21 protein-coding genes are annotated in these 22,081 nt (G+C 63.1%); 14 read left to right on the top strand and 7 right to left on the bottom strand.

Annotation, left to right across the window (positions count from 1 at the left end; all coding sequences use genetic code 11):
• Nucleotides 1-112: 112 nt before the first annotated feature.
• Genes lptB through HWQ56_RS24215 form a run of 5 tightly spaced genes read right to left on the bottom strand, consistent with a single transcriptional unit; the run spans nucleotide 113 to nucleotide 3,447 of the window.
• Nucleotides 113-838, bottom strand: a complete 726-nt coding sequence (lptB, locus tag HWQ56_RS24235; RefSeq protein ID WP_158155200.1) for an LPS export ABC transporter ATP-binding protein — start codon at nucleotides 836-838, stop codon at nucleotides 113-115.
• The gene (lptA, locus tag HWQ56_RS24230) at nucleotides 838-1,377 is read right to left on the bottom strand and encodes a lipopolysaccharide transport periplasmic protein LptA (protein WP_158155202.1); all 540 of its coding nucleotides are present in this window, start codon (nucleotides 1,375-1,377) and stop codon (nucleotides 838-840) included. Before lptA ends, lptB begins: the two co-directional genes overlap by 1 nt.
• Nucleotides 1,364-1,936 carry an LPS export ABC transporter periplasmic protein LptC gene (lptC, locus tag HWQ56_RS24225; RefSeq protein WP_158155204.1) on the bottom strand — a complete coding sequence of 191 codons (573 nt, stop codon included), beginning with the start codon at nucleotides 1,934-1,936 and terminating at the stop codon, nucleotides 1,364-1,366. Before lptC ends, lptA begins: the two co-directional genes overlap by 14 nt.
• Before the next feature lie 8 nt (nucleotides 1,937-1,944).
• A complete protein-coding gene (locus HWQ56_RS24220) occupies nucleotides 1,945-2,469 on the bottom strand; it encodes a KdsC family phosphatase (protein ID WP_158155206.1) in 525 nt (174 codons plus the stop codon).
• Nucleotides 2,470-2,472: 3 nt separating this feature from the next.
• Nucleotides 2,473-3,447, bottom strand: a complete 975-nt coding sequence (locus tag HWQ56_RS24215; RefSeq protein WP_158155208.1) for a KpsF/GutQ family sugar-phosphate isomerase — start codon at nucleotides 3,445-3,447, stop codon at nucleotides 2,473-2,475.
• A 231-nt stretch (nucleotides 3,448-3,678) separates the two neighbouring features.
• Between HWQ56_RS24215 and HWQ56_RS24210 the strand changes: the two genes are divergently transcribed.
• From HWQ56_RS24210 to hisC, 10 genes are all read left to right on the top strand, one after another.
• Nucleotides 3,679-4,488 (top strand): ATP-binding cassette domain-containing protein, encoded by an 810-nt coding sequence (locus HWQ56_RS24210; RefSeq protein ID WP_176571958.1) that lies wholly within the window; start codon nucleotides 3,679-3,681, stop codon nucleotides 4,486-4,488.
• Nucleotides 4,488-5,285, top strand: coding sequence for a lipid asymmetry maintenance ABC transporter permease subunit MlaE (gene mlaE, locus HWQ56_RS24205; protein ID WP_158155212.1), 798 nt, complete (start codon nucleotides 4,488-4,490; stop codon nucleotides 5,283-5,285). The genes HWQ56_RS24210 and mlaE overlap by 1 nt, the downstream gene beginning before the upstream one ends.
• Nucleotides 5,285-5,752: an outer membrane lipid asymmetry maintenance protein MlaD gene (gene mlaD, locus HWQ56_RS24200; RefSeq protein WP_158155214.1), complete on the top strand. Its 468-nt coding sequence runs from the start codon at nucleotides 5,285-5,287 to the stop codon at nucleotides 5,750-5,752. Before mlaE ends, mlaD begins: the two co-directional genes overlap by 1 nt.
• Before the next feature lie 11 nt (nucleotides 5,753-5,763).
• Nucleotides 5,764-6,405 (top strand): MlaC/ttg2D family ABC transporter substrate-binding protein, encoded by a 642-nt coding sequence (locus tag HWQ56_RS24195; RefSeq protein WP_176571957.1) that lies wholly within the window; start codon nucleotides 5,764-5,766, stop codon nucleotides 6,403-6,405.
• Nucleotides 6,402-6,707, top strand: coding sequence for an STAS domain-containing protein (locus HWQ56_RS24190; RefSeq protein WP_158155218.1), 306 nt, complete (start codon nucleotides 6,402-6,404; stop codon nucleotides 6,705-6,707). Before HWQ56_RS24195 ends, HWQ56_RS24190 begins: the two co-directional genes overlap by 4 nt.
• A 120-nt stretch (nucleotides 6,708-6,827) precedes the next feature.
• The gene (locus tag HWQ56_RS24185; RefSeq protein WP_158155220.1) at nucleotides 6,828-7,067 is read left to right on the top strand and encodes a BolA family protein; all 240 of its coding nucleotides are present in this window, start codon (nucleotides 6,828-6,830) and stop codon (nucleotides 7,065-7,067) included.
• Nucleotides 7,068-7,089: 22 nt separating this feature from the next.
• Nucleotides 7,090-8,355: a UDP-N-acetylglucosamine 1-carboxyvinyltransferase gene (gene murA / locus HWQ56_RS24180; protein ID WP_158155222.1), complete on the top strand. Its 1,266-nt coding sequence runs from the start codon at nucleotides 7,090-7,092 to the stop codon at nucleotides 8,353-8,355.
• Nucleotides 8,356-8,475: 120 nt separating this feature from the next.
• Nucleotides 8,476-9,111, top strand: a complete 636-nt coding sequence (hisG, locus tag HWQ56_RS24175) for an ATP phosphoribosyltransferase (RefSeq protein ID WP_158155224.1) — start codon at nucleotides 8,476-8,478, stop codon at nucleotides 9,109-9,111.
• Nucleotides 9,112-9,249: 138 nt separating this feature from the next.
• Complete coding sequence (hisD, locus tag HWQ56_RS24170; protein ID WP_158155226.1) at nucleotides 9,250-10,578, top strand: histidinol dehydrogenase; 1,329 nt, start codon at nucleotides 9,250-9,252, stop codon at nucleotides 10,576-10,578.
• Between the two features lie 3 nt (nucleotides 10,579-10,581).
• Nucleotides 10,582-11,625 (top strand): histidinol-phosphate transaminase, encoded by a 1,044-nt coding sequence (gene hisC / locus HWQ56_RS24165; RefSeq protein WP_176571956.1) that lies wholly within the window; start codon nucleotides 10,582-10,584, stop codon nucleotides 11,623-11,625.
• A gap of 66 nt (nucleotides 11,626-11,691) precedes the next feature.
• Here the strand turns inward: hisC and algW are convergent, their stop codons facing one another.
• The gene (gene algW / locus HWQ56_RS24160; RefSeq protein ID WP_158155230.1) at nucleotides 11,692-12,855 is read right to left on the bottom strand and encodes a Do family serine endopeptidase AlgW; all 1,164 of its coding nucleotides are present in this window, start codon (nucleotides 12,853-12,855) and stop codon (nucleotides 11,692-11,694) included.
• 123 nt (nucleotides 12,856-12,978) lie between these two features.
• Here algW and HWQ56_RS24155 point away from each other — a divergent pair, with 123 nt between their 5' ends.
• The 4 genes from HWQ56_RS24155 to HWQ56_RS24140 all read left to right on the top strand — a co-directional run bounded on the left by HWQ56_RS24155 (nucleotide 12,979) and on the right by HWQ56_RS24140 (nucleotide 21,487).
• Nucleotides 12,979-13,737, top strand: coding sequence for a Nif3-like dinuclear metal center hexameric protein (locus HWQ56_RS24155; protein WP_158155232.1), 759 nt, complete (start codon nucleotides 12,979-12,981; stop codon nucleotides 13,735-13,737).
• A gap of 183 nt (nucleotides 13,738-13,920) precedes the next feature.
• Nucleotides 13,921-14,838 (top strand): sulfate adenylyltransferase subunit CysD, encoded by a 918-nt coding sequence (gene cysD / locus HWQ56_RS24150; RefSeq protein WP_176571955.1) that lies wholly within the window; start codon nucleotides 13,921-13,923, stop codon nucleotides 14,836-14,838.
• 14 nt (nucleotides 14,839-14,852) lie between these two features.
• A complete protein-coding gene (gene cysN / locus HWQ56_RS24145; RefSeq protein ID WP_158155236.1) occupies nucleotides 14,853-16,754 on the top strand; it encodes a sulfate adenylyltransferase subunit CysN in 1,902 nt (633 codons plus the stop codon).
• 140 nt (nucleotides 16,755-16,894) lie between these two features.
• Nucleotides 16,895-21,487 (top strand): dermonecrotic toxin domain-containing protein, encoded by a 4,593-nt coding sequence (locus HWQ56_RS24140; RefSeq protein WP_176571954.1) that lies wholly within the window; start codon nucleotides 16,895-16,897, stop codon nucleotides 21,485-21,487.
• Between the two features lie 122 nt (nucleotides 21,488-21,609).
• Here HWQ56_RS24140 and HWQ56_RS24135 read toward each other — a convergent pair whose 3' ends face one another.
• Nucleotides 21,610-22,044, bottom strand: coding sequence for a Z-ring associated ZapG family protein (locus HWQ56_RS24135; protein WP_158155240.1), 435 nt, complete (start codon nucleotides 22,042-22,044; stop codon nucleotides 21,610-21,612).
• Nucleotides 22,045-22,081: the final 37 nt, after the last annotated feature.

Here is a 22,081-nt window from a genome sequence, read left to right as displayed (position 1 = left end):
AGCAAATTATATGCCTGAAACCGAAGTGTTTGCCTAGAGCGATGCCGCAATAAAAGCCCCGCGGAGCCAAAAAAATGCGACATGCCCAGGCAGCAAGCCAAACACCTCGCCGTTACAGGCGGAACTCGTGGCCGAGGTAAACCTCTTTCACCAGTTGGTTTGCCAGGATGGTTTCGGCGTCGCCCTCGGCGATCAGCTGGCCATCGTTGACGATGTAAGCGGTTTCGCAGATGTCCAGCGTCTCACGAACGTTGTGGTCGGTGATCAACACGCCGATACCCTTGTTCTTGAGGTGGTGGATGATCTGCTTGATGTCGCCGACCGAGATCGGGTCGACACCGGCGAACGGTTCGTCCAGCAGGATGAACTTGGGCGCGGTGGCCAGCGCGCGGGCGATTTCCACCCGGCGCCGCTCGCCGCCGGACAGGCTCATGCCCAGGTTGTCGCGGATATGGGTGATGTGGAACTCCTGCAGCAGGCTTTCCAGCTCCTTGAGGCGCCCGGCCTTGTCCAGTTCCTTGCGCGTCTCCAGAATCGCCATGATGTTGTCCGACACCGACAGCTTGCGGAAGATCGAGGCTTCCTGGGGCAGGTAGCCGATACCCGAGCGGGCGCGGCCGTGCATCGGCTGGTGGCTGACATCCAGGTCGTCGATGAGCACGCGGCCCTGGTCGGCCTGCACCAGGCCCACGATCATGTAGAAGCAGGTGGTCTTGCCGGCGCCGTTAGGCCCCAGCAAACCGACGATCTGCCCACTTTCGATGGACATGCTGACGTCGCGCACCACTTGCCGGCCCTTGTAGGCCTTGGCCAGGTGCTGGGCTTTGAGAGTCGCCATTACTTGCCCTGCTGCTGGTCGGTTTTGCTTTTCGGCTGGATGACCATGTCGATCCGTGGTCGCGGCGTGACCTTGGCGCCCGTGGCGCGGCCGGCGTTGACCACCTGCTTGACGGTGTCGTAGACAATCTTCTCGCCTTCGGACGTGTTGCCGTCGTTCACCACCTTGGCCTGGTCGATCAGGGTGATGTGGTTCAGCGCCGACTGGTACTGGATGGTCTTGCCCCAGCCTTGCACGATGGGCTTGTCGATGGCCGGCTTCTGCTCGTAATAGGCCAGGTTGCCCACCGACGTGAACGTGTCGACGTCGCCCTGGGCGTTACGGGTGATGGTCACGGTGTTGCCGGTGATCTTCATGGTGCCCTGGGTAATGATCACATTGCCCTTGTAGACAGCCACGCCCTGCTTGTCGTCCAGTTGCGCGTCATCGGACTGGATGTGGATCGGCTGGTCACGGTCGGTCGGCAGTGCCCAGGCGCTCGCGCTTCCCAGTGCCGTACCCAGGGTGAGCAATAAAGGAAGGGTATTAACGAGCCTCATACAGTCCTCTTACGTTGGACAGCAAGTTGATCTTGCTGTCTTTCAAATATGCTTTCATTCCCTTGCCCGTAGAGACGCCACCGGCGCCGTCGATTCTAACGTCTTGGTCTGTCTGCGCATATTGCTGTTGTGGGAATACCGTCATGCGGGTGCTGGTGATCAGCGTCGGACGGTTCTTCTGGTCGGTGCGGGCGATGCGCACGTTGTCGATCAGTTCGACCTGGGTACCGTCCGGGTTCACTTCACCCTTGTCGCTGGTCACATGCCATGGGAACACGGTGCCACGGTACAGGTTCATGTCCGGGTTGGTCACCTTGGTGATCTGGCTGGCCTGCATGTGCTCGACCTTGTCGGCGGTCATGCGGTATTGCACGCCCCCATCGGGCAGGTACTGCACGCTGTCGGCATTGATGGCGTAATAGTCGATGGCACTGTCGTCGACTGCCGCGGCGGGCTTCTCGAGGAAGGTGTCCGGGTTGATGTTCCAATAGCCGACCGAGACGAAGATCGCCACGATGACGCAGAACAGCAGTAGGTTGCGCAGTTTTTTGCTCGGCATGGGAAACTCTATAAATAGGCGGCCAGGGCCGCTTCGAGGTTGCCCTGGGCGCGCAGGATCAGCTCGCAGAACTCGCGGGCGGCGCCTTCGCCGCCGCGCGCCTGGGTTACCCCATCGGCGTGTTCGCGTACGAATGGCGTGGCGTTGGCCACCGCCATGCCCAGGCCGACCCGGCGGATAGGCGCCAGGTCTGGCAGGTCGTCGCCCAGGTAGGCTACCTGTTCATAGCTTAGGCCCAGTTGCGCCAGAAGCGCGTCCAATACCACCAATTTGTCTTCGCGGCCCTGGACCAGGTGGGCGATGCCCAGGCTTTTGGCCCGGCGCTCGACGATGGGGTTCTTGCGCCCGGTGATGATGGCCGTGGTCACCCCCGAGTTGATCAGCATCTTGATGCCCTGGCCATCCAGGGTATTGAAGGCCTTGAGCTCGCTGCCGTCTTCGAGGAAATACAGGCGACCGTCGGTCAGCACGCCGTCGACGTCGAAGACCGCCAGTTTGACGGCCTGGCCGCGTTGCAGCAGGTTCTGGGTCATTTTTTACATCACTCCCGCACGCAACAGGTCGTGCATGTTCAGGGCGCCCACCGGGCGGTCCTCCTTGTCGACCACGACCAGCGCGCTGATCTTGTGGTCTTCCATGATCTTCAGGGCCTCGGCCGCCAGCATCTCGGCGCGGGCCGTCTTGCCGTGGGCGGTCATGACCTGCTCGATGCGCACGCTGTGCACGTCGACGGGCTTGTCCAGGGTGCGCCGCAGGTCGCCGTCGGTGAAGATCCCGGCCAGGCGGCCGTCGGCTTCCAGCACCACGGTCATGCCCAGGCCCTTGCGGGTCATTTCCATGAGCGCGTCCTTGAGCAGCGTGCCGCGTTGTACCTGCGGCAACTCGGTACCGGCGTGCATCACGTTCTCGACCTTGAGCAGCAGGCGGCGGCCCAGCGCGCCACCCGGGTGCGAGAAAGCAAAGTCCTCGGCCGTGAAGCCGCGGGCTTCGAGCAAGGCGATGGCGAGGGCGTCGCCCAGCACCAGCGCGGCCGTGGTGGACGAGGTGGGCGCCAGGTTGAGCGGGCAGGCCTCGTGGGCCACGCGGGCGTCCAGGTTGACTTCGGCAGCCTTGGCCAGGGGCGAGTCGGGATTGCCGGTAAGGCTGATCAGTTGAATGCCCAGGCGCTTGATCAGCGGCAACAGGGTGATGATCTCGGCGGTGGAGCCCGAATTGGACAGGGCCAGGATCACGTCGTCGCCGGTGATCATGCCCATGTCACCGTGGCTGGCTTCGGCCGGGTGAACGAAAAACGCCGTGGTGCCGGTGCTGGCCAGGGTGGCGGCGATCTTGTTGCCGATGTGCCCGGACTTGCCCATGCCGACCACCACCACGCGGCCCTTGCTGGCCAGGATCAGCTCGCAGGCGCGCACGAAATCGGCATTGATGTTGGCCAGCAGGCCCTCTACCGCTTCGAGTTCAAGGCGGATAGTGCGTTGTGCCGATTGGATCAGGTCGCTGGATTGGCTCATGTCGAAAACGTATTGCCCGATGAAAAGGCGGCGATTATAGCGGTATTGAGCGAAAGCCTCACGTTCGATCGTCATCCTTTAAACGTCTTGTTGCGAAAGCTCTGATTCGACAGCCTTGGGGCGGGTGTGTCAGGGGTGATATAGTTCGCCGCCAGTTGGCCCGCCAGAAGCGCGCGTGTCTTCGTGACAGGGGGAAGCGTCCGAGGACAGGCTGCATCGCAAGGAGTTTAGATGAGTGCCGATAATGACTACGCGGTCGAGCTGAAGGGTGTTTCCTTCAGGCGCGGCTCGCGGAGTATCTTCAATAATGTCGATATCCGCATTCCACGCGGCAAGGTCACCGGTATCATGGGACCTTCCGGCTGCGGCAAGACCACGCTGCTGCGCCTGATGGGCGCGCAGCTGCGCCCGAGCGCCGGCCAGGTACTGGTCAATGGCCAGGACCTGCCGACCCTGTCGCGCAGCGCGCTGTTCGACGCGCGCAAGCACATGGGCGTGCTGTTCCAGAGCGGCGCGTTGTTCACCGACCTCGATGTGTTCGAGAACGTAGCGTTCCCGCTGCGGGTCCATACCGACCTGCCCGACGACATGATCCGCGACATCGTGCTGATGAAACTGCAGGCCGTGGGCCTGCGCGGCGCGGTGGAGCTGATGCCCGACGAGCTGTCCGGCGGCATGAAACGCCGCGTGGCGCTGGCCCGGGCCATCGCCATGGACCCGCAGATCCTCATGTACGACGAGCCGTTCGTGGGCCAGGACCCCATCGCCATGGGGGTGCTGGTGCGCTTGATCCGTCTGCTCAACGACGCGCTGGGCATCACCAGCATCGTGGTGTCCCACGACCTGGCCGAAACCGCCAGCATCGCCGACTACATCTACGTGGTTGGCGATGGCCAGGTGCTGGGCCAGGGCACGCCACGGGAGCTGATGGCCGCCGACAATCCACGCATCCGTCAATTCATGAAAGGCGACCCCGACGGGCCCGTTCCTTTCCATTTCCCGGCGCCGGACTACCGCGCCGATCTTCTGGGGACGCGCTGATGCGCAAGAAATCACTGCTGGAACGCATTCGCCTGTTCGGCCGCGCGGCCATCGACATGGTGGCGGTGCTGGGGCGCTCCGGGCTGTTTTTGCTGCACGCACTGGTCGGCCGCCGGGGTATTGGCGGCGGCTTTCAACTGCTGGTCAAGCAACTGTATTCAGTTGGCGTGATGTCGCTGCTGATCATCGTCGTCTCCGGCATGTTCATCGGCATGGTGCTGGCCTTGCAGGGCTTCAGCATCCTCACCAAGTACGGCTCCGAGCAGGCCGTGGGGCAGATGGTTGCGCTGACCCTGCTGCGTGAACTGGGGCCGGTGGTCACCGCGCTGCTGTTCGCCGGGCGCGCCGGCTCGGCGCTGACCGCCGAGATCGGCAACATGAAGTCCACCGAGCAGCTGTCGAGCCTGGAAATGATCGGCGTCGACCCGCTCAAATACATCGCCGCGCCGCGCTTGTGGGCCGGTTTCATTTCCCTGCCGATCCTGGCCATCATTTTCAGCGTGGTCGGCATCTGGGGTGGTTCGTGGGTCGCCATCGACTGGCTGGGCGTGTATGACGGTTCGTTCTGGGCCAACATGCAGAACAGCGTCAGCTTTACCGACGATGTCGTCAACGGCGTGATCAAGAGCATCGTGTTCGCCTTCGTGGTGACGTGGATCGCCGTGTTTCAGGGGTATGACTGCGAGCCCACTTCAGAGGGGATCAGCCGTGCCACCACCAAGACCGTGGTTTACGCCTCGCTGGCCATCCTGGGCCTGGACTTTATTCTGACCGCTTTGATGTTTGGAGATTTCTGATGCAAAACCGCACCCTGGAAATCGGTGTCGGCATGTTTTTGCTGGCCGGGATACTGGCGTTGATTCTGCTGGCCCTGCGTGTCAGCGGCCTGTCCACCAGCGCTGCCAACGATACCTACAAGCTGTACGCATACTTCGACAACATCGCCGGCCTGACCGTGCGCGCCAAGGTCACCATGGCCGGCGTCACCGTGGGCAAGGTCACGGCCATTGACCTGGACCGCGACAACTTCACTGGCCGGGTGACCATGCAGATCGACAAGAAGGTCAACAACCTGCCGGTCGACTCCACTGCCTCCATCCTCACCGCGGGCTTGCTGGGCGAGAAGTACATCGGCCTGAGCGTAGGTGGCGATGACAAGCTGCTCACCGACGGTGGAACCATTCATGACACCCAGTCGTCCCTTGTACTGGAAGATCTGATCGGCAAATTCCTGCTCAATACCGTTAGCAAAGACGCCAAATGAGGAGTTACCCCATGATGTCCATCCTGCGACGTGGCCTGCTCGTGCTGCTGGCCTGTGTGCCGCTGCTGGCCAATGCTGCCGACCAGTCGGCGCATGACCTGGTGGATCGCACCACCAAGGAACTGCTGGCCGACCTGGCCACCAACAAAGAGCAGTACAAGACCGATCCCAGCAAGTTCTACGATGCCCTGAACAACATCATCGGCCCTGTGGTCGACGCTGATGGCATCTCCAAGAGCATCATGACCGTCAAGTACTCGCGCAACGCCTCCCCTGAACAGATCAAGCGCTTCGAGGAGAACTTCAAGCGTGGCCTGATGCAGTTCTATGGCAACGCGCTGCTGGAGTACAACAACCAGGGCATCACCGTGGGCGCTGCCAAGGGCGACGAAGGCGATCGCACCAGCGTCGACATGACCGTCAAGGGCAACAACGGCGCCGTCTATCCGGTGCAGTACACCCTGGTGAAGCTGAACGGCGAATGGAAAGTGCGTAACGTCATCGTCAATGGCATCAACCTGGGCAAGCTGTTCCGCGACCAGTTCGCCGATGCCATGCAGCGCAACGGCAACAACCTGGACAAGACCATCGACGGCTGGGCCGGCGAAGTGGCCAAGGCCAAGGCCGAGAAGGGCACGGGTGCTGCCCAATGACCCAGGCCGCCATCAGCCAGGGCGCCAGCGGCGAGCTGCTGCTGACTGGCGTGCTGGACTACAGCACGGGCACGGCCTTGCGCAAGCAGGGCCAGGCCCTGGTCAAGGCCAGCCAGGGCACTGCCCTGGTGCTGGACTGCGCCGGCGTGGTCAAGTCCAGCAGCGTGGGGCTGTCCCTGCTGCTGTGCTTGCAGCGTGATGCTATCGCCAGTGGCAAGACCCTGGCCTTCCGGGGCCTGCCACGGGACATGCAACAAATAGCCGAAGTGTGCCAACTGACCGGGATTTTGTCCGCGGCGTGAACAATCAGGCACAATGAACAAGCCCCTCCGTCAGAGTCCTGTTAACCGGGGTTCGCAGGCGAGGGGCTTTTTTTGTATGATGGCCGACCCGCGCGCACAGGGCGCCGATCGAGGTTGAGCATGCAGGCCGTAGAAGTTAAGCGTTTTCTTGAAGAAAAACTGGCGAACGTCCAGGTCGAAGTTGAAGGCGAAGGCTGCAACTTCCAATTGAACGTGATCAGCGACGAGCTGGCCGCGCTGAGCCCGGTCAAGCGTCAGCAGCAGATCTATGCTCATCTCAATCCCTGGATCGTCGATGGCAGCATCCATGCGGTCACAATGAAATTTTTCAGCAGCGCAGCCTGGGCTGAGCGCACCTGAGCCTGAGGGCGTCGAGATTCTTATGGACAAACTGATTATTACTGGCGGCGTTCGTCTTGATGGCGAAATCCGTATTTCCGGGGCGAAGAACTCTGCCCTGCCGATTCTGGCGGCGACGCTGCTGGCCGATGGCCCGGTGACCGTGGCGAACCTGCCACACCTGCACGACATCACCACGATGATCGAGCTGTTCGGCCGCATGGGCATCGAGCCTGTGATCGACGAAAAGCTGTCGGTCGAGATCGACCCGCGCACCATCAAGACCCTGGTCGCTCCGTACGAGCTGGTGAAAACCATGCGCGCCTCGATCTTGGTGCTCGGCCCCATGGTCGCCCGTTTCGGTGAAGCCGAAGTGGCGCTGCCTGGCGGTTGCGCCATCGGCTCGCGCCCGGTGGACCTGCACATCCGCGGCCTTGAAGCCATGGGTGCGGTCATCGACGTGGAAGGCGGCTACATCAAGGCCAAGGCGCCGGAAGGCGGCCTGCGTGGCGCGAACTTCTTCTTCGATACCGTCAGCGTGACCGGTACCGAGAACATCATGATGGCCGCGGCCCTGGCCAACGGCCGCAGCGTGCTGCAGAACGCCGCGCGTGAGCCGGAAGTGGTCGACCTGGCGAACTTCCTGATCGCCATGGGCGCCAAGATCCACGGCGCTGGCACCGACACCATCACCATCGATGGCGTCAAGCGCCTGGACTCGGCCACCTACAAGGTAATGCCCGACCGTATCGAGACCGGCACCTACCTGGTCGCCGCTGCCGCCACCGGTGGCCGTGTGAAGGTCAAGGACACCGATCCGACCATCCTGGAAGCCGTGCTGGAAAAACTCAAGGAAGCGGGCGCCCAGATCACCACCGGTGAAGACTGGATCGAGCTGGACATGCATGGCAAGCGTCCGAAGGCCGTCAACGTGCGCACCGCGCCGTACCCGGCGTTCCCGACTGACATGCAGGCGCAGTTCATCTCCCTGAACGCCATCGCCGAAGGCACCGGCGCGGTCATCGAGACCATCTTCGAGAACCGCTTCATGCACGTGTACGAAATGCACCGCATGGGCGCGCACATCCAGGTGGAAGGCAACACCGCCATCGTCACCGGTACCGAGAAGCTCAAGGGCGCGCCTGTCATGGCTACCGACCTGCGTGCCTCGGCCAGCCTGGTGATCTCGGCCCTGGTGGCCGACGGTGACACCCTGATCGACCGCATCTACCACATCGACCGTGGTTACGAGTGCATCGAGGAAAAACTGCAGATGCTGGGCGCCAAGATCCGTCGCGTGCCGGGCTAAGCTGTTTTCGGGCGCAGGGACGCGCCCCATGAATCTGTCCAGCCAGGGCCCCAGGGGCCCGGCAGTGGCCCGGCGCCGGTTGCGACCGGGCACAATCCTGATTAAGGAAAGACGTTTTCCATGTTGACCATCGCGCTGTCCAAGGGCCGCATTCTCGATGACACCCTGCCATTGCTGGCGGAGGCGGGCATCGTCCCGACCGAGAATCCGGATAAGAGCCGCAAGCTGATCATCCCCACGACCCAGGACGATGTGCGCCTGCTGATCGTGCGTGCCACCGACGTGCCGACCTACGTCGAGCATGGCGCCGCCGACCTCGGCGTCGCCGGCAAGGACGTGCTGATGGAATACACCGGCCAAGGCCTGTATGAGCCGCTGGACCTGCAGATTGCCCAGTGCAAACTCATGACCGCCGGTGCCATTGGCGCGCCAGAGCCCAAGGGCCGCCTGCGCGTGGCCACCAAATTCGTCAACGTCGCCAAGCGCTACTATGCCGAACAGGGCCGCCAGGTCGACATCATCAAGCTGTACGGCTCCATGGAGCTGGCCCCGCTGGTGGGCTTGGCCGACAAGATCATCGACGTGGTCGACACCGGCAACACCTTGCGCGCCAACGGCCTGGAACCCCAGGAACTGATCGCCACCATCAGCTCACGCCTGGTGGTGAACAAGGCGTCGATGAAGATGCAGCATGCCCGCATCCAGTCCCTGATCGACACCCTGCGCAAGGCAGTGGAGTCGCGACACCGCGGCTGACCCACACGCGCGGCCTTGAGCCGCGCCCATCTATCCGTGTCATAGCCAGAATTCTCAGGTGCCCACGCGGATGGCTTGGTAGTCTAGCGGCGCCTGAGATTTGCTATTTTCAGCATTCGCCAACTATTGAGGCCCGCTATGACCACGTCCACAGCAATCCGTCGACTCAACGCCACTGATCCGGACTTCGCGCGCCATCTGGATCATCTGCTGAGCTGGGAAAGCGTGTCCGACGACTCGGTCAACCAGCGCGTGCTCGACATCATCAAGGCGGTGCGCGAACGCGGTGATGCGGCGCTGGTAGAGTTCACCCAGCGCTTCGATGGCCTGCAGGTGGCCTCCATGGCTGACCTGATCCTGGGTCGTGAGCGCCTTGAGCTGGCCCTGACCCGTATCACCCCAGAGCAGCGCCAGGCCCTGGAAAAGGCCGCCGAACGCGTGCGCAGCTACCACGAGAAGCAGAAGCAGGACTCCTGGAGCTACACCGAAGCCGACGGCACGGTGCTGGGCCAGAAGGTCACTCCGCTGGACCGGGCCGGCCTGTACGTGCCCGGCGGCAAGGCTTCGTACCCGTCCTCGGTGCTGATGAACGCCATTCCGGCGAAGGTCGCCGGCGTGACCGAAGTGGTCATGGTGGTGCCTACGCCGCGTGGTGAGGTCAACGAACTGGTACTGGCCGCCGCATGCATCGCCGGTGTCGACCGGGTGTTCACCATCGGTGGCGCCCAGGCCGTGGCCGCGCTGGCCTACGGCACCGAGAGCGTGCCACAGGTCGACAAGGTGGTCGGCCCCGGCAACATCTACGTGGCCACCGCCAAGCGCCATGTGTTTGGCCAGGTAGGCATCGACATGATCGCCGGCCCGTCCGAGATCCTGGTGGTGTGCGACGGCCAGACCGACCCGGACTGGATCGCCATGGACCTGTTCTCCCAGGCCGAGCACGACGAAGACGCCCAGGCCATCCTCGTCAGCCCTGATGCGGCGTTTCTCGACAAGGTGGCCGCCAGCATCGACAAGCTGCTGCCTACCATGGACCGTGCCGAGATCATCAATACCTCGATCAATGGTCGTGGTGCCTTGATCCAGGTAGCGGACATGGAGCAGGCCATTGAAGTGGCCAACCGCATCGCACCGGAACATCTGGAACTGTCGGTGGCCGACCCGCAGGCCTGGCTGCCGAAGATCCGCCACGCCGGCGCCATCTTCATGGGGCGCCACACCAGCGAGGCCCTGGGTGACTACTGCGCAGGCCCCAACCACGTACTGCCGACCTCCGGCACCGCACGTTTTTCCTCGCCGCTAGGCGTGTATGACTTTCAGAAGCGTTCGTCGATCATCTTCTGTTCGCAGCAGGGCGCATCCGAGCTGGGCAAGACCGCTTCGATCCTGGCCCGCGGCGAATCGCTGAGCGCCCACGCTCGCAGCGCCGAATACCGCATTCTCGCCGACGACCAGCAAGGGAACTGAGACATGAGCAAATTCTGGAGCCCCTTCGTCAAGGAACTGGTGCCCTACGTGCCGGGCGAACAGCCCAAGGTCGCCAACCTGGTGAAGCTGAACACCAACGAAAACCCTTACGGCCCGTCGCCCAAGGCCATCGAAGCGATGCGTGCCGAGTTAGGTGACAACCTGCGCCTGTATCCGGACCCCAACAGCGACCTGCTCAAGCAGGCGGTGTGCGAGTTCTACGGCGTTCAGCCCAACCAGGTGTTCCTGGGCAACGGCTCGGACGAAGTGCTGGCGCACATCTTCCACGGCCTGTTCCAGCACGACCTGCCGCTGCTGTTCCCGGACATCAGCTACAGCTTTTACCCGGTGTACTGCGGTCTCTACGGCATTGCCTCGGCGCCGGTGGCGCTGGATGAGCAGTTCCAGATCCGCGTCGAAGACTATGCCCGCCCCAATGGCGGCATCATCTTCCCCAACCCGAACGCGCCTACTGGTTGCGTGCTGGCACTGGACGCTGTGGAGCAACTGGTGAAGAACAGCCCGGATTCGGTGGTGGTGGTCGACGAAGCCTACATCGACTTCGGCGGCGAGACCGCCATCGCCCTGGTCAACCGCTACCCCAACCTGCTCGTGACCCAGACCCTGTCCAAGTCGCGGTCCCTGGCGGGCCTGCGGGTTGGCCTGGCCGTTGGTCACCCGGACCTGATCGAGGCGCTGGAGCGGGTCAAGAACAGCTTCAACTCCTACCCGCTGGACCGCCTGGCGATTGTCGGCGGTGCGGCTTCGTTCAAGGACCGCGAATACTTCGAGCGCACCTGCCAGCTGGTGATCGACAGCCGCGAGCAGCTGGTGGCCGAACTGACCCAGCGCGGTTTCGAGGTGCTGCCATCGGCTGCGAACTTCATCTTCGCCCGCCACCCGCAGCAGGATGCCGCTGCGATCGCGGCGAAAGTGCGTGAAAAGGGCGTGATCGTGCGCCACTTCAAGCAGCCGCGCATTGCCCAGTTCCTGCGCATCAGCATCGGCACGCCCGAACAGAACCAGGCGCTGCTCGACGCGCTGTAACCTCTGCCAGCAACGCCGGCCTGTTCGCCCCGGCCATGAAAAAGCCCGCTTTCGCGGGCTTTTTCGTCACTGCACTTCTTCAGTGGCACTCGGCGCCGGTGGCGGACGCAGGCCCACTTCGGCGGTGAGTTTCTTCTCCTTGCCATTGCGCATGATCTGGATCTCGATGCGGTCGTTCGGCTTGGTGCGCGCCACCTGGTTCATGGATTTGCGCCCGTCGCCGGCTGGCTGGCCATCGATGCTCAGGATGACGTCGCCCAGTTGCAGGCCGGCTTTCTGCGCCGGGCCGTCGCGGAAGATGCCAGCGACGACGATGCCGGGGCGGTCTTTCAGGCCGAAGGAGTCTGCCAGCTCCTGGGTCAGCGGCTGTACTTCAATGCCCAGCCAGCCACGAATGACCTGGCCGTGCTCGATGATCGACTTCATCACTTCCAGCGCCAGCTTGATCGGGATGGCGAAGCCGATGCCCTGGGAGCCACCGGACTTGGAGAAGATGGCCGTGTTGATACCGGTCAGGTTGCCGTTGGCGTCCACCAGCGCGCCACCGGAGTTGCCCGGGTTGATGGCAGCGTCAGTCTGGATGAAGTCTTCATAGGTGTTCAGGCCCAGCTGGTTGCGGCCCGTGGCGCTGATGATGCCCATGGTCACGGTCTGGCCGACGCCGAACGGGTTGCCGATGGCCAGCGCCACGTCGCCGATGCGAATGTTGTCGGAACGGCCGATGGTGATCGAGGGCAGGTTCTGCAGGTCGATCTTCAGCACCGCCAGGTCTGTTTCGGGGTCGCTGCCGATAACGCGGGCCAGGGTTTCACGGCCGTCCTTGAGCGCCACCACGATCTGGTCGGCGTTGGCCACCACGTGGTTGTTGGTCAGCAGGTAGCCTTCGGGGCTCATGATCACGCCCGAACCGAGGCTTGACTCCATGCGCCGCTGCTTGGGCAGGTTGTCGCCGAAGAAACGGCGAAATTGCGGGTCTTCGAACAAGGGGTGGCTGGTCTTGTTCGCGACCTTGGTGGTGTACAGGTTGACCACGGCGGGGGCCGCCAGCACCACGGCGTCGGCATAGGTGACGGGGCCCTGGACCACGCTGGAGGAGCTCTGCGCCACTTGTTGCAGGTTGACGTCCTGGCTGGGCAAGCCCACCAGTTGCGGGAAACGCTGAATGATCAGCAAGGCGATGAGTAAACCAGTCAGCAGCGGCCAGCCAAAATAACGCAGTGCCTTGAACATTTAACGGATCCTGGGAATTTGCTAAGGAGCGCAAGCCATTCCCCAGGGCGTGGGGGAGGCTCATAATGGGCGCCATTATACGAGGGCTTGCGCCGCTCTGAACTGCCTATTTAGGAGTCTTTTATGGCTGTTGCACTGAGCACGCTGGTGGAGGAAGCCGATCGCTACCTCGGCAGCGGGAAAATCCAGGATTATTGCCCCAATGGCCTGCAGGTCGAGGGCCGTCCACAGGTGATGCGCATCGTCAGTGGTGTTACCGCCAGCCAGGCGCTGCTGGACGCAGCGGTGGACGCGGGCGCGGACCTGGTGCTGGTGCACCACGGCTATTTCTGGAAGGGTGAAAACCCCTGCGTGGTCGGCATGAAGCAGCGGCGCCTGAAAACCCTGCTCAAGCACGATATCAGCCTGTTGGCCTACCACTTGCCCCTGGACCTGCACCCGGAGGTGGGCAACAACGTACAGTTGGCCCGCCAGCTGGACATCACCGTTGAGGGCCCGCTAGACCCGGAAAACCCCCGAGTGGTGGGCCTGGTGGGGTCGCTGGCCGAACCGGTGACCGCCCGCGACTTTGCCCGCCGGGTGCAGGAAGCCCTGGGGCGCGAACCGCTGTTGATCGAAGGCGAAGCGATGATCCGGCGGGTGGGTTGGTGCACCGGTGGTGGCCAGGGCTACATCGACCAGGCGATCGCCGCCGGTGTCGACCTGTACATCAGCGGCGAGGCCTCCGAGCAGACCTTCCACAGCGCCCGGGAAAACGGCGTCAGCTTCATCGCCGCCGGCCACCACGCCACCGAGCGCTATGGCGTGCAGGCATTGGGTGACTACCTGGCGCGGCGCTTCGCCGTGGAGCACATCTTCATCGATTGCCCCAACCCGATCTGAAGTCGCCCGGCCCCACAGAAGGCAACGGCCGGCTGAGAGGCCAGGCGCCCCAAACCTGCGGGCATATTCTTATACTGCTTCGTTCTAACCACCCAATTAGATAGAAGAGGCCGCTGTGCTAGAGTGGGCGGCTCGAACACGGCCCGCAGGCCGTCCATAACGAATGTAATTCCGTGAGTAGCCATGGTCGACAAACTGACGCATTTGAAACAGTTGGAGGCGGAGAGCATCCACATCATCCGTGAGGTGGCTGCCGAGTTCGATAACCCGGTGATGCTCTACTCCATCGGTAAAGACTCTGCCGTGATGCTGCACCTGGCACGCAAGGCGTTCTTCCCAGGCAAGCTGCCGTTCCCGGTCATGCACGTGGACACCCAGTGGAAGTTTCAGGAGATGTACAAGTTCCGCGACCGCATGGTCGAAGAGCTGGGCCTGGACCTGCTGGTGCACGTCAACCCCGAAGGCGTGGCCCAGGGCATCAACCCGTTCACCCACGGCAGTTCCAAGCACACCGACATCATGAAGACCCAGGGCCTGAAACAGGCGCTGGACAAATACGGCTTCGACGCGGCCTTCGGCGGTGCGCGCCGCGACGAAGAGAAGTCGCGGGCCAAGGAACGTGTCTACTCGTTCCGCGACAGCAAGCACCGCTGGGACCCCAAGAACCAGCGCCCTGAGTTGTGGAACGTGTACAACGGCAAGGTCAACAAGGGCGAATCCATTCGCGTGTTCCCGCTGTCGAACTGGACCGAGCTGGACATCTGGCAATACATCTACCTGGAAGGCATTCCGATCGTGCCGCTGTACTTCGCCGCCGAGCGTGAAGTGATCGAGAAGAATGGCACCCTGATCATGATCGACGACGATCGTATCCTGGAACACCTCAGCGAGGAAGAAAAGGCCCAGATCGTCAAGAAAAAAGTACGTTTCCGTACCCTTGGCTGCTACCCGTTGACGGGCGCGGTGGAGTCGGAGGCCGCGAGCCTGACCGACATCATTCAGGAAATGCTCCTGACGCGAACTTCCGAGCGCCAGGGCCGGGTCATCGACCACGATGGTGCCGGCTCGATGGAAGACAAGAAACGTCAAGGCTATTTCTAAGTTAGGGTCAGACCATGTCGCACCAATCCGATTTGATCAGCGAGGATATCCTCGCTTACCTGGGCCAGCACGAGCGCAAGGAGCTGCTGCGCTTCCTGACCTGTGGCAACGTCGACGACGGCAAGAGCACCCTGATCGGGCGCCTGCTGCACGATTCCAAGATGATCTACGAAGATCACCTGGAAGCCATTACCCGTGACTCGAAGAAAGTCGGCACCACCGGTGAGGACATCGACCTGGCGCTGCTGGTGGACGGCCTGCAGGCCGAGCGCGAGCAAGGCATCACCATCGACGTGGCTTACCGCTACTTCTCGACGGCCAAGCGCAAGTTCATCATCGCCGATACCCCCGGCCATGAGCAGTACACCCGCAACATGGCTACGGGTGCCTCTACCTGTGATCTGGCGATTATCCTGGTCGACGCCCGCTATGGCGTGCAGACCCAGACTCGCCGCCACAGCTACATCGCTTCGCTGCTGGGTATCAAGCATATCGTCGTAGCCATCAACAAGATGGACCTCAAGGGTTTCGACGAAGGCGTGTTCGAGGAAATCAAGGCCGATTACCTGAAGTTTGCCGAAGGTATCGCCTTGAAACCGACCAGCCTGCACTTCGTGCCGATGTCGGCCCTCAAGGGCGACAACGTGGTGAATCACAGCGAACGTTCGCCGTGGTACACCGGGCAGACGCTGATGGAAATCCTCGAAACCGTGGAAGTGGCTGCCGACCGCAACCTCACTGACCTGCGTTTCCCGGTCCAGTACGTCAACCGTCCGAACCTGAACTTCCGCGGCTTCGCCGGCACCCTTGCCAGCGGCATCGTGCACAAGGGCGATGAAGTGGTGGTGTTGCCGTCGGGCAAAAGCAGCCGCGTCAAATCCATCGTCACCTTCGAAGGTGAACTGGAGCAGGCCGGGCCTGGCCAGGCCGTGACGCTGACGATGGAAGATGAGATCGACATCTCCCGGGGCGACCTGCTGGTGCACGCCGATAACGTTCCGGCCGTGACCGACAGCTTCGATGCCATGCTGGTATGGATGGCCGAAGAGCCGATGCTGCCGGGCAAGAAATACGACATCAAGCGCGCCACCAGCTACGTGCCGGGCTCGATTGCCAGCATCGTTCACAAGGTGGACGTCAACACCTTGGCCGAAGGCCCGGGCAGCGCGCTGGCGCTGAACGAGATCGGTCGTGTGAAGGTCGCGCTGGACGCCTCGATCGCCCTGGACGGCTACGACAGCAACCGCACCACCGGTGCGTTCATCGTCATCGACCGCCTGACCAATGGTACCGTCGGTGCTGGCATGATCATCGCGCCGCCCGTGGTACCCCATGGCTCGGCCAGCCAGCATGGCAAACTGGCCCATGTGGCCACCGAGGAGCGCGCCCTGCGCTTTGGCCAGCAACCCGCCACCGTGCTGTTCAGCGGCCTGTCGGGCGCTGGCAAGAGCACCCTGGCTTATGCCGTGGAGCGCAAGCTGTTCGACATGGGCCGCGCGGTGTTCGTGCTCGACGGCCAGAACCTGCGTCACGACTTGAACAAGGGCTTGCCGCAGGACCGCGCCGGGCGTACCGAGAACTGGCGCCGTGCCGCTCACGTGGCGCGCCAGTTCAACGAAGCCGGCCTGCTGACCCTGGCCGCCTTCGTGGCGCCGGATGCCGAAGGCCGTGAACAGGCCAAGGCACTGATCGGTGCCGACCGCCTGCTGACCGTCTATGTCCAGGCCTCGCCGCAGGTCTGTGCCGAGCGTGACCCGCAGGGCCTGTACGCTGCCGGTGGCGACAACATTCCGGGTGAGTCTTTCCCGTACGATGTGCCGCTCAATGCCGACCTGGTGGTCGACACCCAGAGCGTGTCGCTGGAAGAAGGCGTCAAGCAAGTGCTGGAGCTGTTGCGCTCGCGCGGCGCGATCTGATTCGTCAGCCCGTCATCAAACCCCGCTTCGGCGGGGTTTGTCGTTTTCGGGCGGTGGAAAACCGGGCATAAGGGGCTACCACCTGGGCGTGGGAAGGGTGGAGTTTCATGGTGGCCCCTCACCCGCAAAGGACTTGCGTGATGTTCGACCTCTATTCGCTGAGCGGCCAGGTGACCAGGCTCGCCCCCTTGGCTGGCAGTGTCAGCCGCCAGTTTTGCAGCCGGCCACGCCTACTGGACGTGGCCCGTGATGTGCTCGCCCAGCAGTTGGCCACCTGCTACCCGACACTCTCGTTCGACCTGACGCGCTTGTGCCTGATAACCCCCGGCCGGCAGGGCGCCGCTGGGTACACGCACAGGTTGCTGACGGATGTACTGATGCAACGCTACCTGGACTCCGACAACCTGGCCCTGGTGCCGGGCTATCACTTTTTCAGCCACCAGCCTGACGCCCAGCACCCGCCAGCCGTGGCCGTCAAGGTGCCTCAGGTGCAGGGTATTCTCAATGAATGGGGCCCGCAGTTGCTCCAGGCTTACGCCCAGGCATTATGCGACTACTGGGATGAAGTGCAGCCGCAGGGTGGTAACCGCTGGAAGTGGTTGGCGGTGTGGCTGCAGACACGGCTAAAGCGTTGCGTCGACCGGCAGGTGCGCGACGCCAGCCTGGACCACGACGAAGCGGCGACGGCGACGTTGCTGGTCAGCATGCCCGACGCCCAGCATCGCGGGCAGTATCAGGGTGATGCACTGCGGGCCAGCTTGATCAGCCTCCAGGCTCCCGTTGCGGTTGAGGGGCATGCCCAGGCCGCGCAAATGACCCATGCCCTGATCATCCAGCGCCACCTGAGCCGGGAAGGCCGTGACGTGGTGCTGTTGTATACACCCGTGAAAGGGGTTCAGGTGTTCGCGAGCCTGGATGCCCTGACCCAGGCCTTCGCCCACGAACTGGCAGCGCAAGTCGCGGACAGGCCTTTGCGGATGGCGTTGTATGAACCGGTGGAGAACGTCTTCGAGGTTCAGGCCCAGGCCATTCTGGAGCAGCAGTTGGCCGCGGTGCAGGTGGTGGGCGCCCATTGCCGAAGCGAGCCCGGTGATGCCGCTGAACTGCAGCGCCAGGTAGAGCGCGTGACCTGCCTGTTCGAGCTCGACAGCGCCGAGGAAGTGGCGCAATTGCAGGCGGTCCAGGCGGCCTTGCCGGCATGGCTAGTAGGGGCCGCGGAAGCGGACCGGCGTATTTTTTCCATTTACCTGGCCGAGCTGGGCATGCTCCGTGACCAGCGCCACGGTGCAGGCATGCTGGACGGGATTCCAGGTATCGTGCCGTTCGCCCGCCAGGCGGTGCAGCAGATCATCGCCAAGCATCATCCCGAGGCGCCGGCGACTCTGCAGGACGACATCGAAGTGCACCTATTGACCACCCCGGATGCGCTGATGAGCATTGTCGACGGTGGCCACCGCACCCTGACCGATCAGCAGATCAGCCTGGCCGAGTTGGCCCTGGATAATCTGTCGGGGCGGCCGCGGGGTCATCTCATCATTCAGGCCCGCAAGGGTGCGAGCCTGCCGGCCTGGGTGGACACGGCCGCCATTGAAGCGCTGGTCACCGAGGCTGACGTCGGTACCGCGTACATCCGCCTGCTGTCGGAGAAACTCAAGGACAATCGCCACGAGGCCGCAGGCCGCCAGGCCGATTTCGCCGCGCAGTTGGCGCGCCAGTTGCCCATGGTGGCCTTGGAAAACAAGGTGCGGCAGTTGCAGGGCTTCACGGCCGACGGCTACCGGTACGTGGCTGAGCTCATGGCCAACCCGGACGCGCCCAGTGTCGACGGTCGTGCCATCAGCCTGCAGCGCCTGGGGTTCAAGGCCGCGCCAGACTACCACCCGGATTTCGTGCACAGCATGTACCTGATCGTGGCCCTGGATGGGCAGGGGCCCTGCGTGCTGTACCGACCGCTGTTCGCTGAACCGCTGATGCAATTCGATAGCATGGACGCCCTGCTGCAGGCCATCGTCGAGCCTGGGCTGCTGCAACGCAGCGTGCTCGATTGGTTGGAACCAGGCACGGTGAGCCGCTACGCGTCCGGCGGCTTTCTGGAGCCGCATATCGTGCGGTTTGGCCAGGGGTCGGAGTTTGCCCCTGTGCTCAAGCCTGCGCCCGCCACCCTGGCGTGCCAGCCCGTCAGCAGCCCGCTGCTGGCGTATTTGTACGAGCAAAATGTCGAGGCACTGATCACAGTGGCCAGGCGTCAGTCGATGTCGAGCAGTGACAGCCGCTGGGTCAGCTACAAGGCCTTGGGGTGGACGCTGTTCAACGCCTTGCTGCCGGTATTTTCCGGACCTTTGGCCACCGCCGGCTGGCTGGTTCAGGCCATGGCCTCGCTGGATATCGCCCTGCAGGCCAACAGCCGCGGTGACGACGATGCCACCAGCGATGTGATCACCGACCTGTTTTTCAACGTAGCGCTGGTGCTGTTGGCCCATGGCGTGCCACGCATGCCCTGGATCAAGGCCTTCAACCCACGGCCTGGGGCCACCCCGGCGTTGGGCGTCGGCGAGGTGCTGCAGGCGCCGGCCTTGCAGGCGGAAGGCGTTGGCACCCAGCTGAGTTTCAGCTGGTCCAGGGCGGCGCAGCAGCTTACCAGCGAAGACCGCGCGCGCCTCGCCAGCTACCAGGTAAGGCCACCCAGTGCCGCGCTGCAGCCGGTGCCACATGGGGCATTGCAAGGGTTGTACGAAGACGGCGGACGTTGGCTGGCAAAACTGGATGGGCATTTTTTCCAGATCAGTCTGGAAGGCGAGCAGCCCAGGATCATCGACCCGGCCCATCCCGACCTGCCCGGCCCGTGGCTGGAGCGCGACGAAATCAACCGCTGGCGGCTGGACCTCAGCCTGCGCCTGCGCGGTGGCAGCCCCAACCGCAGCATCGCCCAGAAGCGTCGGGAGAACCAGGCGCGCAGGGAGGCCTGTGGCGTTGTGATCGACTCGTACAACCAGAATCGCACCGAAATGAACGTCAAGGTCAACGTCTTGATCCGCAAGATCGGCATGGCCCAGTCCAGAGGCGATGAGGCACTTGTGGGTAGCCTTCGTGAGCGCCTGAGTGACGACATTACCCCTTACCTGCAAGCGCTGCGCGACACATTGGCCGCCATTAGCGAACTCAATGTGCTGGAGCCGGCCGCGGACCGCAGTCGTCAACAGGCAGAATTGCTCGGCGTGGCCTGGCAGTTGGGCAACGAAGAACTGTTCAACCTGCGCATGAAAAGCCACGTCATCAATCGGGAAGCCTACCCGTTGCAGGCGACGCTGCAAGAAGACGGCCTCGATGCCGGGCAAGCGCGGTTACTGTTCGACTTCGTCCAGCGCAGCACCGCTCTGCTTGATCGGCAGATCGCCCTGAGCAAAGAGGTGCAGGGCTGGCGCGCGCAACTGGAGCGCCTGCCGCTGGAAGGCGACCGCGTGCTCAAGACGCTCAAGGGCAACGAGGTGTCGCAGGTGCCGTTGCAGTGCTGGATGGGCATGCTTATCGACGGCCTGGGCCTGCTGGCCATCCGGCACATCACCTCCCAAGGCGCGCTATGCGACCGCTTCGCCAATGCGGTGGTCGAGTCGGTGCGGGTGGCAGCGCAAAGCCACGGCACGTTACAGCAAAGCGCCGAGTACACGCTGAATGACCGGGTCGAGGTGCTCAACAGTGTCGACCAGCAACTGACCGCTGCACAGGAGGCCCTGGCCTACTACCGCGAGCTGGAGGGGGTCACCTGGGATGAAACGGCCATGGCTCGCCTGGACCAGCTGATCGCCGAGTTGCGCCACCTGGCGCAGGGCGACCTGGTGCCGCTGGTGCGCGAACAATTGAAAATGACCCGCAAGCAACGTGCCCAGGCCCGCCACGCCAGCATCATTGTCACCGCACGGCGCGGCGTGGTGGTGGGCAGGCGACGCCCCGTGCCCGCAGCTGGCCAGCCGGAAACCTTCGAGGTGGTCGACTCCGTCGAGCAGAAGGTGCTGGCGTCGTTCCAGCAGGATACCTTGGCCGGTACCTGGAGCGAGGTGCCGGTGCCGGCACCCGCGATGGCCAAGTCGCTCAACGTCATTGCGAAGAAGGGCCACGCATTGTTCACTGCGGCTGACAAGGAAGTAGTCGATGCCTGGCGGCAAGTGGGCAAGGGCTACATCCCGGCCGAAGTGGAAGAACAACTGCTGATCTGCGCGCGCCAATTGAACGAACAGGCCGATGCCATCGACCGCTTCCTGACCCATAGCAATGAAACCGACCATTCCCTGCCGGGCCATGAGTCGGCCGAAGCGCGTGCCAAGGCGTGGCGTGAAAAAGCGGCGCAATTGGTGAGGGAAGGGCGCCTGGTACGCATCGACATGACCAAGCGTCAGGCGCCAACGTTGCCGAGGGTGGCCTACCTGCTGGGCGAAAAAGCCATACGCATTCGCCGCACGGGTGAGCGCAAGGCGCTGAAAAAAGGCCGGGACTTCCTGCAGGAGTATGAGATTGCCGATCTGGACGGCACCGCGCTGTGGTACGCGCATTTTCACTACAGCCAGGCGCGCAGCCTGCCCTCGACCTACGAGCGCGCCCACCTGAAAACCGCCGCGCAGCGCCGCGACGGCGTGAACCGGCAAATGGCCCAGGAAGCGGCGGGCGAGGAGGTGATTGCCATACTGCGCAGCCGTATCGAGGGCCCGCTGGACCACATTTTCCTGGACCTGGAAACCTGAAGTCTGGCGCTGTTGATGTCCAGCCTTCTCCAAGCCCGTGGCACGGTTATCCTTTTCGATCGTGCCGCAGGCTCAAGCGCATGAAAAAGGAGCCCGAAGGCTCCTTGTTCAACAGGCGGCGCTTACTTGCGCTTGAGCCCGTACTGCTCGTCCAGCATGCCGGGCGAGTTCGGCGCCTTGGGCGCGTAGTCGCGCGGCGGCTCGGCGTCGCGTGGCGGCGTGAGGCGTTCGCGCGGGCCGGCCGGTTCGGCGTGCAGGGCCGCCAGCAGGCGCTGGCGGGTCAGCTCGTCGAGGGCCAGCTGGTTGGCGCCCTCGGCCAGGTGTTCCTGCACTTCCTGGTAGCTCTGGGTCATCTTCTTGACCAGCGAAGCCGTTGTGTTGAAGTGGGTGACCACGTCATTCTGATAGCTGTCGAAGCGTTCCTGAATCTCGTCCAGCTGGCGCTGAGTGCTGCTGGGGGCGGCATTGGGCACGAGGCGGGCGACGACCAGGCCAATCACGACACCCACGACGAGGGCGATAGTCGGCAACAACCAAACTAAGAGCGAGTGTTCCACGAGTCCTTCCTCTATAAACGGCTTTGCTTTACGTTAA

Origin of the sequence: Pseudomonas eucalypticola (assembly GCF_013374995.1) — a bacterium.
Lineage (GTDB): Bacteria > Pseudomonadota > Gammaproteobacteria > Pseudomonadales > Pseudomonadaceae > Aquipseudomonas > Aquipseudomonas eucalypticola.
Note: the sequence above shows the minus strand (reverse complement) of the source record. Positions and strands in the feature narration are given on the sequence as shown.